Here is a 12,268-nt window from a genome sequence, read left to right on the forward strand (position 1 = left end):
CGCTGCCCCGCCCGCAGCATCAGCCGGCCGTGCCGGCATCCTTCGCGGTGAGCACCCGGCCGCACGACTCATCGACGCGCTCGGCGAACACCGCGTCGGACTGCGCCCGCGCGAGGACCGCGTCGTACATCGCGGGAAGCACCGTCGGGTCGGCGGACGCCAGCACGATGTCCACCCCCGCCGACAGCGCCTCGACGGCCCGGTCGCCCGGGGCGACGATCTCCGCGGCGGCCGCGGCCGAGAGGTCGTCGGTGATGACGACGCCGTCGAAGCCGACGCGCTCGCGCAGCAGGTCGAGCACCGCCGAAGAGAACGCAGCCGGGTTGTCGGGATCGATGTTCTGATACCGCGCGGTGCCGACCATGACGAGCGACGGACCGGATGCCGTCAGCTCGCGGTAGACGTCGACGTCGGGCGAGTCCGCCGAGACCACGGTGTCGAGCACCTCCGCGGTGTAGTCGGTGTTCGCGTCGACCCGCCCGAGCCCCGGGAAGTGCTTGAACGTCGGCAGCACACCGGCGCCGCGCATCCCGTCGGCGAACGCCCCGGCGCCCGCGGCGACGGTCTGCTCGTCGTAGCCGTACTGCCGGCCGAGGGCGCCGATGGGCGGGTTGTCGAGGCGGGTCTCGGAGCTCGTGACGATGTCTGCCACCGGGGCGAGGTTGACGTCGATGCCCGCCGCAGCCAGCTGCCCACCCCACGTGGCCGCAGCGGTGCGGAGCGCGTCGGGACCGAGGTCGGCCTGCCGGATGGCGTAGGGCATCTCGTCGAACCCGGGCCCGCTCAGCACCTGCACCTCGCCACCCTCCTGGTCGGTGGCGACCCAGAGCCTCGGGTCGCCCTCGGGGGCGAGGTCGCGGAACTGCGCGACGAGCGCCGCCGTGGCATCGACCCCCGAGCTCGAACGGCCGTGGAGGAACAACCCACCCACGCCGCGGTCGCGGATCGCCGCAGCGGCATCGGGCGAGACCGTGTCGACCGGGGTGCCGACCATGAGCACCTGGCCGACGCAACCCGCGAGCCCGAGCGCCGCGGCGGGGTCGGACGGGGTGGCGGGGGGCTCGGTCGCGGCGGTCGACCCGGTCGGGCTCGGGGCAGACGTCGTCGGGGTAGCCGGGCCGGGCTCGGGAGCGCACCCGGCGGCGAACGCGAGCACCCCGGCCAGGGCGGCGGCGAGCGCGGAACGGCCGGCGCGCGAGGAGGAGGGGGTTCGGGTCACTCCTCCATCGTCACTCGGTCAGCAGCAGCGCGCACCCGGGTTGCGGTCCTGGTCGTCCATGCGCTCGCGCCAGAACTGCCGCTCGGTGAGGGGCGGGGTGCCGGGGTGCGTCCGGCGCTGGTGCGCGAGGTACGTCGCGTAGGCGTTGTCTCCCATGAGCGAGGTGACGTACCAGTGCACGGCGCGGGCGACGCGAAGGACGGCCCGACCGGCGCGCGCGCACAACTCCTTCGATCCGGTGCGCTGCGGCGCGGAAACCGCGGTTGCCAGGCCGAGAGGCGCCGATTCTGAGGAGTTGTGCGCGAGCGCCATCGGTCAATGCCCCCGGCGGGCGGTCTCGGCCCGCTCTTCGGCGAGCAGCGGCTCCCACTCCTTCTCGAGCTCGCGCTCGGGGCCGGTGGGGATGAAGCCGGCCGGCGCGAAGCGGCGGGACGGCGCCGCGGGGTCTTCGGTCTCCTCGCCCCCGCCCCGCAAGATCGCGCGCACGGCCACCACGACGGCCGAGACGATGACGATGATCGCGAGGACGACGAAGATGATCGACAGCGTGCCCTGCACCCCGGTGTTGCGGATGACCGCCTCGACCGTCGCGACGGGCCCCAGACTCTCGTCGCCCGACGCGAGGGCGTCACGGTAGCGGAAGTGGTTCGCCCAGTAGCCGATGGCGGGCACCGGCGAGAAGATCTTGTACGCCGACGCGGTGATCGTCACGACGGCGGTGAAGGCCAGCGGCACCGCGATGATCCAGATCCACTTCACGTACGACCGTCCGCGCTTGGCGACGATCGCCAGCACGACGGCGAGCGCGATCGCGGCCAGCAGCTGGTTCGCGATGCCGAACAGCGGGAAGAAGGTGTTGATGCCGCCGAGCGGGTCGGTGACGCCGAGGATGAGGATGGCGCCCCAGCCGGCGACCATGATCGCCGTCGTGATCCACACGCCCGGACGCCACGACACGTCACGGAACTTCGGGATCCAGGCGCCGATGGAGTCCTGCAGCATGAAGCGGGCGACGCGGGTTCCGGCATCCACGGCGGTGAGGATGAACAGGGCCTCGAACATGATCGCGAAGTGGTACCAGAACGACATCATCGCCTGTCCGCCGAGCGCCTGCTGCATGATGTGCGCGAGCCCGAGCGCGAGGGTCGGCGCGCCGCCGGTGCGCGAGACGATCGACTCCTCCCCGACGTCGGCTGCGGTCGAGATCAGCAGATCGGGGGTGATCTCGACCCCGGCGAGGCCGAGCGAGTTGACGAAGGCGACCGCGCCCTCGACGGTGCCGCCGGTCGCCGCCGACGGAGCATTCATAGCGAAGTAGATGCCCTGGTCGATCGAGATCGCGGCGACGAGGGCCATGATCGCGACGAACGACTCCATGAGCATGCCGCCGTATCCGATGAAGCGCGTCTGGCGCTCCTTCTCGACGAGCTTCGGCGTCGTCCCCGAAGCGATCAGCGCGTGGAATCCCGACAGCGCACCGCAGGCGATCGTGACGAAGAGGAACGGGAAGAGGGGCCCTGCGAACACGGGGCCGAGGCCGTTCTCGCCGAAGATCGTCACCGCCGGCACCGAGATCTCGGGGCGGACGAGCACGATCGCACCGGCGAGCATCACGATGACGCCGATCTTCATGAACGTCGACAGGTAATCGCGCGGAGCGAGCAGCAGCCAGACGGGCAGCACCGCGGCGATGAAGCCGTAGATGATGATGCCCCACGCGATGACGGTGCGGTCGAGGTGGAAGATCTCTTGGCCCCACGCGGTGTCGGCGACCCAGCCGCCGGCGATGATCGCGCCCATCAGCAGCACGAATCCGATGATCGACACCTCGGTGACCTTGCCGGGGCGCAGGTAGCGCAGGTAGACGCCCATGAAGAGCGCGATCGGGATCGTCATCGATACCGAGAAGACTCCCCACGGGCTCTCGCCGAGCGCGTTCACGACGACGAGAGCGAGGATCGCGACGATGATCAGCATGATGAGCAGGGATGCCACGATCGCGGCGGTTCCGCCGATGCGGCCGAGCTCCTGGCGTGCCATCTGGCCGATCGTCCGGCCGCCGCGTCGCATCGAGAAGAAGAGCACGGTGTAGTCCTGCACGGCGCCCGCGACGACGACGCCGACGATGATCCAGATCGTGCCGGGGAGGAACCCCATCTGCGCCGCGAGCACCGGGCCGACGAGCGGACCGGCGCCGGCGATGGCGGCGAAGTGGTGGCCGTAGAGCACGCGGCGGTCGGTCGGCACGTAGTCCTTGCCGTCCTGCTTGACCTCGGCCGGGGTCGCGCGCCGGTCGTCGGGGCGCAGCAGATAGCGCTCGATGACCTTCGAGTAGAAGCGGTAGCCGATGAGGTAGGTGCAGACGGCGGCGAAGACGAACCAGATGGCGTTGACCGTCTCGCCACGGACGACGGCGAGCATGACCCAGGCGAGGCCGCCGAGCAGGGCGATCGCGATCCAGATCACGACCTTCAGCGGCGTCCACCGCGCGGCGGCGCGGAGCTGGTCGTCGGAGACGGCGACCGGCGGCAGTTTCGGGTCGGTGACGATGTCGGACGAGGATCGAGGCATCGGTTCTCCTGGGGGAAGGCGCTTCATTGCGTTTTCCCAGCTTAGGCGGACGCTCCGAACCGTTGCCGGAATTTGGTCGTAATGGTCTCGTGCGGCTCTACCGTGGAGGGGACCGATGAGGAGACCCCATGACCGACGAGACCATCACCGTCACCCGTGACGATGCGAACGACCGATACGACCTGACGGTCTGCGGCGCGGCGGCGGGATACGCCGCGTTCCGCCGCGACGACGAGGGCCGACTGGTGTTCGACCACACCGTGGTCGAGAAGGAGTTCGGTGGACGGGGCCTCGGCAAGACGCTGGCACGTGATGCCCTCGCCGATGTCGCGCGGCGCGGCGAGACCGTCGTTCCCGAATGCCCGTTCATCGTGAAGTTCCTGCGCGAGAACGAGGTCGCCGGCCTGCAGGTCGACTGGCGCGACGAGGATGCCGCCGGCGCCGCTGCCCCGGCGGAACCGTCGGCGTGACCCGCTTCGACGCCGAGACGGCGCCCGTCGACGAAGACCCGGGGACAGGCTCCCCCGGTCCACGACGGGCGCTGCTCGAGGCACGCGAGGTGCCGCTCGGCGGCGTGCGTGCGATGTCGGTGCATCGCTTCCTGCCGCAGCGCGATCTGCCGCTCGTCGGCGCCTGGTGCTTCCTCGACCGTTTCGGCCCGCAGCGCACGCGGATGCGTGTCGAGCCGCATCCGCACATCGGGCTGCAGACCGTCACGTGGCCGCTCGCCGGCGAGGTGCATCACCGCGACACACTCGGCAGCGATGTCGTCATCGAGCGTGGCGCGCTGAACATCATGACCAGCGGCGCCGGTATCGCCCACTCCGAGTACTCCGTCGGCGACGAGCCGATCCCGCTCGATGCCCTGCAGCTGTGGGTGGCCCTCCCCGAGGAACGCCGCCATGGGGCGCCCGAGTTCGAACGGCACGCCGACCTGCCCGAGTTCGACCTCGGCGGCGGGGCTGTGGCGACCGTCGTCGTCGGCGAGCTCGCCGGGGCCGTCTCTCCCGCGACGATGCACACGCCCATCGTCGGAGCCGAGCTGCGGCTGCCCGCCGGGACGGTCGTCGAGCTGCCCCTCGAGACCGCGTGGGAGTACGCCGTCGTGCCGGTGTTCGGCTCGGTTCGGGTCGACGGCGAGGATGCCGCGGCACCGGATGCTGTCGCGCCCGGCGCCCTGCTCTACCTCGGTGACGGTCGTGATGTCGTCCGTCTGGCCGCCGGCGACGAGGAGGCGACGGTGTTCCTCCTGGGCGGTGAGCCGTTCAGCGACGAGATCGTCATGTGGTGGAACTTCGTCGGCCGCAGCCACGACGAGATCGAAGTCGCCCGCGAGGAGTGGGAAGCGGCATCCGATCGGTTCGGCCATGTCGTCGGTCACGGCAACGAGCGGATCCCCGCGCCGCCGCTGCCACACGTCCGGCTGACGCCCCGCCGCCGGCGGCTCTGACCCGGCGGGGCGCACGCTTCGGCTCCCCGCCGGGTGTGTCAGCCACCACCCGCCCAGACGGGGCATGGAGAGGTCAAATTCGAGAGAGTCCGATACTCGACGTCATGTCGCTCACGATCGATCGGGATCCGGTTGGGAACATCGTCAGCTTTCACGGCGCGAGCGTAGCGTGACTCTTGTCGGCTGAGCCGAAGGCCCTGAGTTCGAGCTGCTTCGGCGCCTCCACTGCCTCAGACGAGCTCGCTGACGAGCTGCTGGATCCGTGCGCGGATGTCGTCGCGGATGGGACGGACGGCGTCGATGCCCTGGCCGGCGGGGTCGTCGAGCTTCCAGTCCTCGTAGCGCTTCCCGGGGAAGAACGGGCACGCGTCACCGCAGCCCATCGTGATGACGACGTCCGACGCCTGCACGGCCTCGGTCGTGAGGACCTTCGGCTGCTCGGCGGTGATGTCGATGCCGAGTTCGGCCATCGCCTGGACGGCGGTGGGGTTGATCTGGTCGGCGGGCATGGACCCGGCAGAGCGAACTTCGATGCGTTCGCCGGCGATGTCGCGGAGGAATCCGGCGGCCATTTGTGAGCGGCCGGCGTTGTGGACGCAGACGAAGAGGACGGAGGGCTTGGTGTCAGTCATGGTTGCTCCGGTCAGCAGGTGGAGGTGAGTGTGGCGAGGAGGGCGTCGACGCGTCGGGCGATGTCGTCGCGGATGGCGGCGACGCCTTCTGCGGAGGCGAGGGCGGGGTCACCGACGGTCCAGTCCTCGTAGCGGACGCCGGGGATGATGGGGCACACGTCGCCGCATCCCATCGTGATGACGACATCGGCCGCACGGACGGCGTCGTCGGTCAGCGGCTTGGGGAACCGTGGCTCGTCGTTGCCCGCAGTCAGCTCGTCGATGAGGGGCTGCACATGGGGGTGGATCTCGGCGGCCGGGGTTGATCCGGCCGAGCGTGCGATGACGGCGCCGCCGGAGCGTTGATTCACCAGCGCGGCTGCGAGTTGCGACCTGCCTGCGTTCGCGACGCAGACGAACAAGACCTGCGGCTGCCCATGTGTGCGGTCGCGGGTGATGTCGGTGAGCCGTTGCCGGGCGAACCGCTCGGTGAGGGCCAGCAGGTGATTCTTCACCCGGGCGCTCTTGGCGAGGGATGTGTAAGACTCCCGGACGATCGTCTCCACGAGACTGCGATCGAGCTGCGGGTAGTCCTGAGCGAGAGCTTCAGCGAGGTGGGTGAGGGCGTCGTCGACGTTCTCGAGGCCGGCATGCTCGGCACGGGCGGGGGCGATCGCGGCGGGAGCGAACGAGTCCAGCAGCGTCGTCACGGCTGGGCGGAGAGCGGGCGCGATCCGGTACCAAACCCAGGTGCCGCGCCGTTCGGAGGTGAGTACCCCGGTGTCGCGGAGCACCTTGAGGTGATGCGACACGGTCGGCTGCGACACGTCGGCCAGCTCGGCGAGGTCGCACACGCACGATTCCCCGCGCGCGTCGGTGGCGATCGCAGACAGCATCCGTAGCCGCAGCGGGTCCGACAGCGCCTTCAACGTGGTCGCGATCGCTGTGGCCGCCTCATCCCCGATCGCGTGTGTGGGGGCCGCGGCGCAGGTGTCGTCTGCGGTGGTGATGGTGGCGCTCATCATCGAGTCCTCTCCAGGGCGGGTTCGGGTGTCGCGTAGGGGTCGGTGTGGAACCATGTCCGCGCGGCCCACAGGGAGACGTAGACCAGGCCCACCAGCACGGGCACCTCGATCAGCGGACCGACCACCCCGGCGAGGGCCTGCCCGGACGTGGCGCCGAACGCGCCGATCGCGACGGCGATGGCGAGTTCGAAGTTGTTGCCGGCCGCGGTGAACGCGAGTGTCGACGAACGGGCGTAGCCCAGACCGAGGGCCTTGCCGGTGAGGAGACCGGCGAACCACATGACGGCGAAGTACACCAGCAGCGGCAGTGCGATCCGCACGACATCCAGCGGCCGTGAAATGACCTGCTCGCCTTGAAGGGCGAACAGCAGCACGATCGTGAACAGCAACCCGTACAACGCCCACGGTCCGATCTTGGGCAGGAATGAGTTCTCGTACCAGGCGCGGCCCTTGCGGCGCTCCCCGATGAGACGGGATGCGAACCCCGCGGTCAGGGGCACCCCGAGGAACACGAGCACGTTGAGCGCGATCTGCCAGATCGACACGTCCAGGCCCTGACTGTCGAGACCCAGCCATCCAGGGAGGACAGTGAGGTAGAACCAGCCGAGGAGCGAGAACGCGATGACCTGGAACACCGAGTTGATCGCGACGAGCACGGCGGCCGCTTCCCGGTCGCCGCAGGCGAGGTCGTTCCAGATGACGACCATGGCGATACAGCGGGCGAGGCCGACGATGATCAGCCCCGTCCGGTACTCGGGCAGGTCAGGCAGGAACATCCACGCCAGAGCGAACATCAGCGCCGGACCCGCAACCCAGTTCAATGCGAGCGACGAGATGAGGAGTCTCTTGTCACCGGTGACGGCGGCGACCTTGTCGTAGCGGACCTTCGCGAGGACTGGGTACATCATGACCAGCAGTCCGATCGCGATCGGGATCGAGATTCCCCCGACCTCGAGGTGCGAGAGAAGTTCGGGCAGGCCTGGGATGAACCGGCCGAGGAGGATGCCGCCGGCCATGGCCAACCCGATCCACAGCGGCAGCCACCGGTCGAGGGTCGAGAGGCGGCGGGTTGCGGGCGCTGCGTCGGTCACGCGAAAGCCTCCGCCGAGGCGAGGGCGGGCATATCGAGCGCGGCGAGGTAATGCTGCGCGTCTTGGGCGGCGGCGCATCCGGTCCCGGCGGCCGTGATGGCTTGCCGGTATGTGTGGTCGACGAGGTCACCGGCAGCGAACACTCCGGTGAGTGAGGTGCGGGTGGAGGGGTGGTCCACCAGCACGTACCCATCGGTGTCGGTGGCTACCTGTCGGGTAACGAGCTCAGAGCGAGGGTCGTGACCGATCGCGACGAACACGCCCGTCACAGGAAGGTCACGCTCAATACCGGTGGCAGTGTCGCGGAGGCGAACCCCCTGCACCTTCTCCTCTCCCTGCAAAGCCGCGATCTCGCTGTTCCACGCGACATCGATCTTCGGGTGCTCGAGCACACGCTCGGCCATGATCCTTGCTGCCCGGAACGAGTCACGGCGGTGAACGACGGTGACCTTCCGCGCGAACCGCGTCAGGAACAGGGCTTCCTCCATGGCCGAATCCCCACCACCAACCACGACAATGTCCTGGTCCCGGAAGAAGAACCCATCGCACGTCGCGCACCACGACACACCGTGGCCCGACAGGCGCTCCTCGTCGGGAAGCCCGAGCTTCCGGTATGCGGACCCCATAGTGAGGATGACGGCGCGAGCGTGGAACGTCTCCCCCGCGCCTGTCTCAATGACCTTCATCTCAGGTGCGAGGTCGACGCGGATCGCGTCATCGAGAAGGATGCGGGCGCCGAACCGCTCGGCTTGACGGCGCATCGTGTCCATCAGCTCCGGCCCCTGAACCCCATCGACGAACCCCGGGAAGTTCTCCACCTCCGTGGTCGTCATGAGCGCGCCGCCAGCGGTGACAGAACCCGAAATGACGACCGGAGCGAGCCCTGCCCGTGCCGCGTACACCGCGGCCGTGTAACCCGAAGGGCCCGATCCAACGATGACCAGCTCAACCTCTTGAATCGACATGTATCTATATTGACAGATGGCTATGCAGTCCGCAATCCTGATTGATGCAAGCAACACGCACCGAGGAGCGCGACATGAAGCCGACCGTCTTGTTCATCTGCCAGCACAACGCTGGCCGATCACAGCTGGGCGCTGCGCTCCTGGAGCATGTCGCCGGAGATCGCTTCACCGCCACCTCGGCAGGCCTCACTCCAGCCGACGCGGTGAACCTGACCATCGCGGCGACCGTTGCTGAGCTGGGGATCGACATCAGCGGGCGAGTGCCGCGCGCGGTTACCCCCGCCGACCTCGACGCCGCCGACGTCGTGGTCCTCATGAAACCCGGTCTCGAGCTCCCCGCTACTCCGCGCGGCGATGTACTGGAATGGGAGTTCCCCAACCCCGAGTCCTGGGATGTCGATGCCGTCCGCCCCCTGCGCCAGGCAGTCTTGGACAAAATCCAGGCGGCTCTCCTTCGCCTGTGACCGCAGTCACCGTGCGGGCGATGGTCGCAAATGATTGGCCCCAGGTCGAAACGATCTACCGCGACGAGGCCTACCGCGGCGTCGTGCAGCATTCCATTTACATCGCCGGCCACGCCCAGGGCCACGGCGTCGGCTCGGCGCTTCTCGACGCATTCCTGAGCAACGTCGACGCCGCTGGCATCTGGACGGTACAAGCGACCGTCTTCCCTGAGAACCACGCCAGCCTGGCCCTGCACGAGCGGGCCGGCTTCCGCCGCATCAGGCACCGGGAACGCATCGGATACATGACCTACGGACCCTGGGGCAGGCACCTGGCGCAACACGATCCTCATCGAGCGCCGCCACGCCTAACCCGAGTCAAAACCCCCTACCGAAAACGTTCGCCCCGAAACCTAGGTTTCGATACGGTCCTGGGTTTCGGCGGGCTCACAGCGCAGCACGAGCCGACGTCCCGCAAACGATCGTTTCCGGCAGGTGGGATGAGCACGCATCGAGCGCGAGCAGGCTCGACTCCGCCCCAGCACGCCGCTCCGGAGAACGACGGATCGTCGTCTTGATCGATAACGCGGGCCTCATCGAGTCAGCCTTGCTCATCACCCCGCCCGCGGAACATCGCGATAGGAGCGACCGGAGACCAGCCGAGGCTCTCGTACAGCTTGCGTCCGTCGGCGCTCGCCACGAGGATCCCGGTCGTCGCTTGATGCTCGGCGGCCCAGGCGGCGAGGCCGGTCATGATGAGGCGCCCCAGCCCTCGGCGCTGGAATGCCGACATCGTCCTGATGCGATCGAACACCGCGTCGCCGGCATTCACGGCGACCTGCCCGTGCGCGGCCAGCTCCCCGTCCATGTGGATCCGCGCGTACGCAACCGATCCATCCTGCTCGATCTCGACCTGAGCCGGCACGATGCCCGGCGGGATCGGCGCGCTCATCATGCACTCGCTCGTGTTCACAGGATCGAGGACGGCGACAGCGTCGCGCATCGACGCGTCGAGCTCGCCGACGAGAGTCAGCCTGACATCGGGCGCGGTCGTCACTGCGACCAGGCGGTCGATTTCCTTCAGCGACGCGGTAGACGCGACGCGTTCGTGGGAACGGCCCTCTGTCGCGACGTCCACAAGCCAGCTGTCGCCGTCGCGGCGTCGAGGCATCTGCCGTGAACTGCACCAGCCCGCGACCCATCGATCTACCCAGGCACTCGTCATGATCGTCCTCACTTGCCGCCGAACCTGCCGGCCGGTCGCTCACTTTCGAGGCGCTGACACGGATCCGCCTCTCCTCGCAGGCTACCGACCTCCATGCTTCGCCCCGGACTCACTCCGCGGACGACCGACGGGCGGCGGCCAGGACGTCCTGCTCCTCTTCCACCGTCAGCCCGGAGCGCCGAGGCCGGTCGACGCCCCGCGAGATCTCGTCCGCGAGCACGCGGGTCAAGGTGTCTGCGACTGGTCGCGACCGACCTCCCGTAGCGACGAAGGCGCTTCCATTTCGCTGTGCGAAGCCCCTGGCCTCGAGCGGTAACCACAACGGAAGCGACCGGGGACCGGCCCAGTAGTGCACGTCGAGAGCGAGGAGCCTCTCGTCTTCGACGGCGATGAGTTCCCCCTCGAACCCGGCGACGGACCCCGCGGCACGCAAGAAGTCGTCCATCGTGTGAACCTCACCGACGGCGTTGAAGGCTCCGGTGAGCCCGGCGGCGCCCGCGCCGACGGTCCACGCAGCGAGGTCTTCGACGTCGATGAACTGAACGAATCGGCGGCTCGTCGTCGAAGAGAGCACCTCGCCCCCGCGATACAGCCGCGCCGGCCAGTAGCCGAGACGATCGCTCGGATCACCCGGACCCACGATCAGGCCGGGTCGAGCGATGAGCAGGCGGTCACCGACCGCGGCAGCGGAGACGCGCTCGGCGGCCACTTTCGCATCCGGGTAGTCAGCGAGGTTCTGCGGTTCGACCAGCGGCGCCGTCTCGTCGGCGCCGGGCGTGCTGTCGTCCGCGTACACCGACACGGTCGAGACCAGAGTCCAGTGCGCCGCGCGGTCCGCGAGCGCGTTCAGAGCGGACTCCACGAGCTGCGGCTCGGAGGCGAGCTCGACCACCTCATCCCACGCACCCCCGACGCCGTCATAGGCGCCCGGACGCGAGCGGTCCGCCCGCACCAGCTCCACCCCGTCCGGCGCTGACCCCGATTCGCCACGCGCCAGGCAGACCACCTCGGCCCCGCTGTCGCGCGCCAGCCGCGCGATCTCGCGCCCGAGCCATCCGGTTCCACCCAGCACGAGAATCCGTCTCATGCCCGCCAGTCAACAGGCATCGACCGGCGCGGACGAGTCACCTTCGCTGTCGGCGCAAACCGCGGGCACGGCGTCATCCGCGAGATGGACGACGCTCATCCAACCGAGCGACGACGCCGGCGGCAGCGGTTCGTAGCGTCGATGACATGACCAAGCCACGCCTCCCCCGCGATCTCCCGCCCGGCGCCGCCGTACTCGGCATGGCGGCCATCCTGTTGGCCCTGTCGGGTTGCGCCGCCGTCGACTCCGTCGCATATGGCAGAGCCGAGAGCACCTACGCGACGGCGAAGGATCTCGCGCAGGCCCGAGGCGAGGCGCCCGCCTGGCTGCCGGCCGACGCACGCGACATCACACGTGTCGTCTCGACCCGCGCCGAGGCGGAGTCTCTGCTGTTCTCGAGCGCCGACGGGCTGACGGGGTGCGAGGACGTCGAGCGACTCTCCGCCCCCACCATGGAGATCGCGGCGGGCCCCGATGTCTACGCGATCGACCGCGTCACCGTGTGCGGCGAATGGGCGGTGGCCGAGAACGACGGCACCTACTACGCCTGGACTCCGGCTGAAGAGGCCGAGCAACCCTGA

14 protein-coding genes are annotated in these 12,268 nt (G+C 69.1%); 5 read left to right on the top strand and 9 right to left on the bottom strand.

From position 1 onward, the window contains the following. Positions 1–19: 19 nt before the first annotated feature. From ACU6RU_RS04085 to ACU6RU_RS04095, 3 genes are read right to left on the bottom strand one after another with little or no spacing between them, the layout of a single operon-like run. Positions 20–1,219 (bottom strand): glycoside hydrolase family 3 N-terminal domain-containing protein, encoded by a 1,200-nt coding sequence (locus ACU6RU_RS04085; protein ID WP_446725956.1) that lies wholly within the window; start codon positions 1,217–1,219, stop codon positions 20–22. An 18-nt stretch (positions 1,220–1,237) separates the two neighbouring features. Next, complete coding sequence (locus tag ACU6RU_RS04090; protein WP_120263746.1) at positions 1,238–1,531, bottom strand: YbdD/YjiX family protein; 294 nt, start codon at positions 1,529–1,531, stop codon at positions 1,238–1,240. Positions 1,532–1,534: 3 nt separating this feature from the next. Continuing rightward, the gene (locus tag ACU6RU_RS04095) at positions 1,535–3,790 is read right to left on the bottom strand and encodes a carbon starvation CstA family protein (RefSeq protein ID WP_446725957.1); all 2,256 of its coding nucleotides are present in this window, start codon (positions 3,788–3,790) and stop codon (positions 1,535–1,537) included. A gap of 128 nt (positions 3,791–3,918) precedes the next feature. On the opposite strand from ACU6RU_RS04095, the gene ACU6RU_RS04100 reads away from it, so the two are divergent. Both ACU6RU_RS04100 and ACU6RU_RS04105 read left to right on the top strand, forming a co-directional pair. After that, entirely contained in the window at positions 3,919–4,260 is a 342-nt protein-coding gene (locus ACU6RU_RS04100) for a GNAT family N-acetyltransferase (RefSeq protein WP_446725958.1), read from the top strand. Next, positions 4,257–5,240, top strand: coding sequence for a pirin family protein (locus ACU6RU_RS04105; RefSeq protein WP_446725959.1), 984 nt, complete (start codon positions 4,257–4,259; stop codon positions 5,238–5,240). Before ACU6RU_RS04100 ends, ACU6RU_RS04105 begins: the two co-directional genes overlap by 4 nt. A 230-nt stretch (positions 5,241–5,470) precedes the next feature. Here ACU6RU_RS04105 and ACU6RU_RS04110 read toward each other — a convergent pair whose 3' ends face one another. From ACU6RU_RS04110 to trxB, 4 genes are read right to left on the bottom strand one after another with little or no spacing between them, the layout of a single operon-like run. Next, positions 5,471–5,872, bottom strand: coding sequence for an arsenate reductase ArsC (locus tag ACU6RU_RS04110; protein ID WP_446725960.1), 402 nt, complete (start codon positions 5,870–5,872; stop codon positions 5,471–5,473). Positions 5,873–5,883: 11 nt separating this feature from the next. Beyond that, positions 5,884–6,873, bottom strand: coding sequence for a metalloregulator ArsR/SmtB family transcription factor (locus ACU6RU_RS04115; RefSeq protein WP_446725961.1), 990 nt, complete (start codon positions 6,871–6,873; stop codon positions 5,884–5,886). Then, a complete protein-coding gene (gene arsB / locus ACU6RU_RS04120) occupies positions 6,873–7,967 on the bottom strand; it encodes an ACR3 family arsenite efflux transporter (protein ID WP_446725962.1) in 1,095 nt (364 codons plus the stop codon). Before arsB ends, ACU6RU_RS04115 begins: the two co-directional genes overlap by 1 nt. Continuing rightward, positions 7,964–8,932, bottom strand: a complete 969-nt coding sequence (gene trxB / locus ACU6RU_RS04125) for a thioredoxin-disulfide reductase (protein ID WP_446725963.1) — start codon at positions 8,930–8,932, stop codon at positions 7,964–7,966. The genes arsB and trxB overlap by 4 nt, the downstream gene beginning before the upstream one ends. A gap of 74 nt (positions 8,933–9,006) precedes the next feature. On the opposite strand from trxB, the gene ACU6RU_RS04130 reads away from it, so the two are divergent. Next, positions 9,007–9,396 (top strand): arsenate-mycothiol transferase ArsC, encoded by a 390-nt coding sequence (locus ACU6RU_RS04130; RefSeq protein WP_446725964.1) that lies wholly within the window; start codon positions 9,007–9,009, stop codon positions 9,394–9,396. Further along, complete coding sequence (locus ACU6RU_RS04135) at positions 9,393–9,953, top strand: N-acetyltransferase family protein (protein ID WP_446725965.1); 561 nt, start codon at positions 9,393–9,395, stop codon at positions 9,951–9,953. The genes ACU6RU_RS04130 and ACU6RU_RS04135 overlap by 4 nt, the downstream gene beginning before the upstream one ends. A 23-nt stretch (positions 9,954–9,976) precedes the next feature. On the opposite strand, the gene ACU6RU_RS04140 is transcribed toward ACU6RU_RS04135, so the two are convergent. Together ACU6RU_RS04140 and ACU6RU_RS04145 are read right to left on the bottom strand one after the other, a co-directional pair. Beyond that, a complete protein-coding gene (locus ACU6RU_RS04140) occupies positions 9,977–10,432 on the bottom strand; it encodes a GNAT family N-acetyltransferase (RefSeq protein WP_446725966.1) in 456 nt (151 codons plus the stop codon). Positions 10,433–10,709: 277 nt separating this feature from the next. Continuing rightward, a complete protein-coding gene (locus ACU6RU_RS04145) occupies positions 10,710–11,687 on the bottom strand; it encodes an NAD-dependent epimerase/dehydratase family protein (RefSeq protein ID WP_446725967.1) in 978 nt (325 codons plus the stop codon). A 146-nt stretch (positions 11,688–11,833) separates the two neighbouring features. Here ACU6RU_RS04145 and ACU6RU_RS04150 point away from each other — a divergent pair, with 146 nt between their 5' ends. After that, complete coding sequence (locus tag ACU6RU_RS04150; RefSeq protein ID WP_446725968.1) at positions 11,834–12,268, top strand: hypothetical protein; 435 nt, start codon at positions 11,834–11,836, stop codon at positions 12,266–12,268.

This window comes from Microbacterium sp. F1-18, assembly GCF_052921305.1.

Coding starts and splice junctions, on each gene's coding strand:
- ACU6RU_RS04090 (WP_120263746.1), bottom strand. CDS start 1,531: ATGGCGCTCGCGCACAACTCCTCAGAATCGGCGCCTCTCGGCCTGGCA.
- ACU6RU_RS04130 (WP_446725964.1), top strand. CDS start 9,007: ATGAAGCCGACCGTCTTGTTCATCTGCCAGCACAACGCTGGCCGATCA.
- ACU6RU_RS04095 (WP_446725957.1), bottom strand. CDS start 3,790: ATGCCTCGATCCTCGTCCGACATCGTCACCGACCCGAAACTGCCGCCG.
- ACU6RU_RS04100 (WP_446725958.1), top strand. CDS start 3,919: ATGACCGACGAGACCATCACCGTCACCCGTGACGATGCGAACGACCGA.
- ACU6RU_RS04110 (WP_446725960.1), bottom strand. CDS start 5,872: ATGACTGACACCAAGCCCTCCGTCCTCTTCGTCTGCGTCCACAACGCC.
- ACU6RU_RS04145 (WP_446725967.1), bottom strand. CDS start 11,687: ATGAGACGGATTCTCGTGCTGGGTGGAACCGGATGGCTCGGGCGCGAG.
- trxB (WP_446725963.1), bottom strand. CDS start 8,932: ATGTCGATTCAAGAGGTTGAGCTGGTCATCGTTGGATCGGGCCCTTCG.
- ACU6RU_RS04150 (WP_446725968.1), top strand. CDS start 11,834: ATGACCAAGCCACGCCTCCCCCGCGATCTCCCGCCCGGCGCCGCCGTA.
- ACU6RU_RS04115 (WP_446725961.1), bottom strand. CDS start 6,873: ATGAGCGCCACCATCACCACCGCAGACGACACCTGCGCCGCGGCCCCC.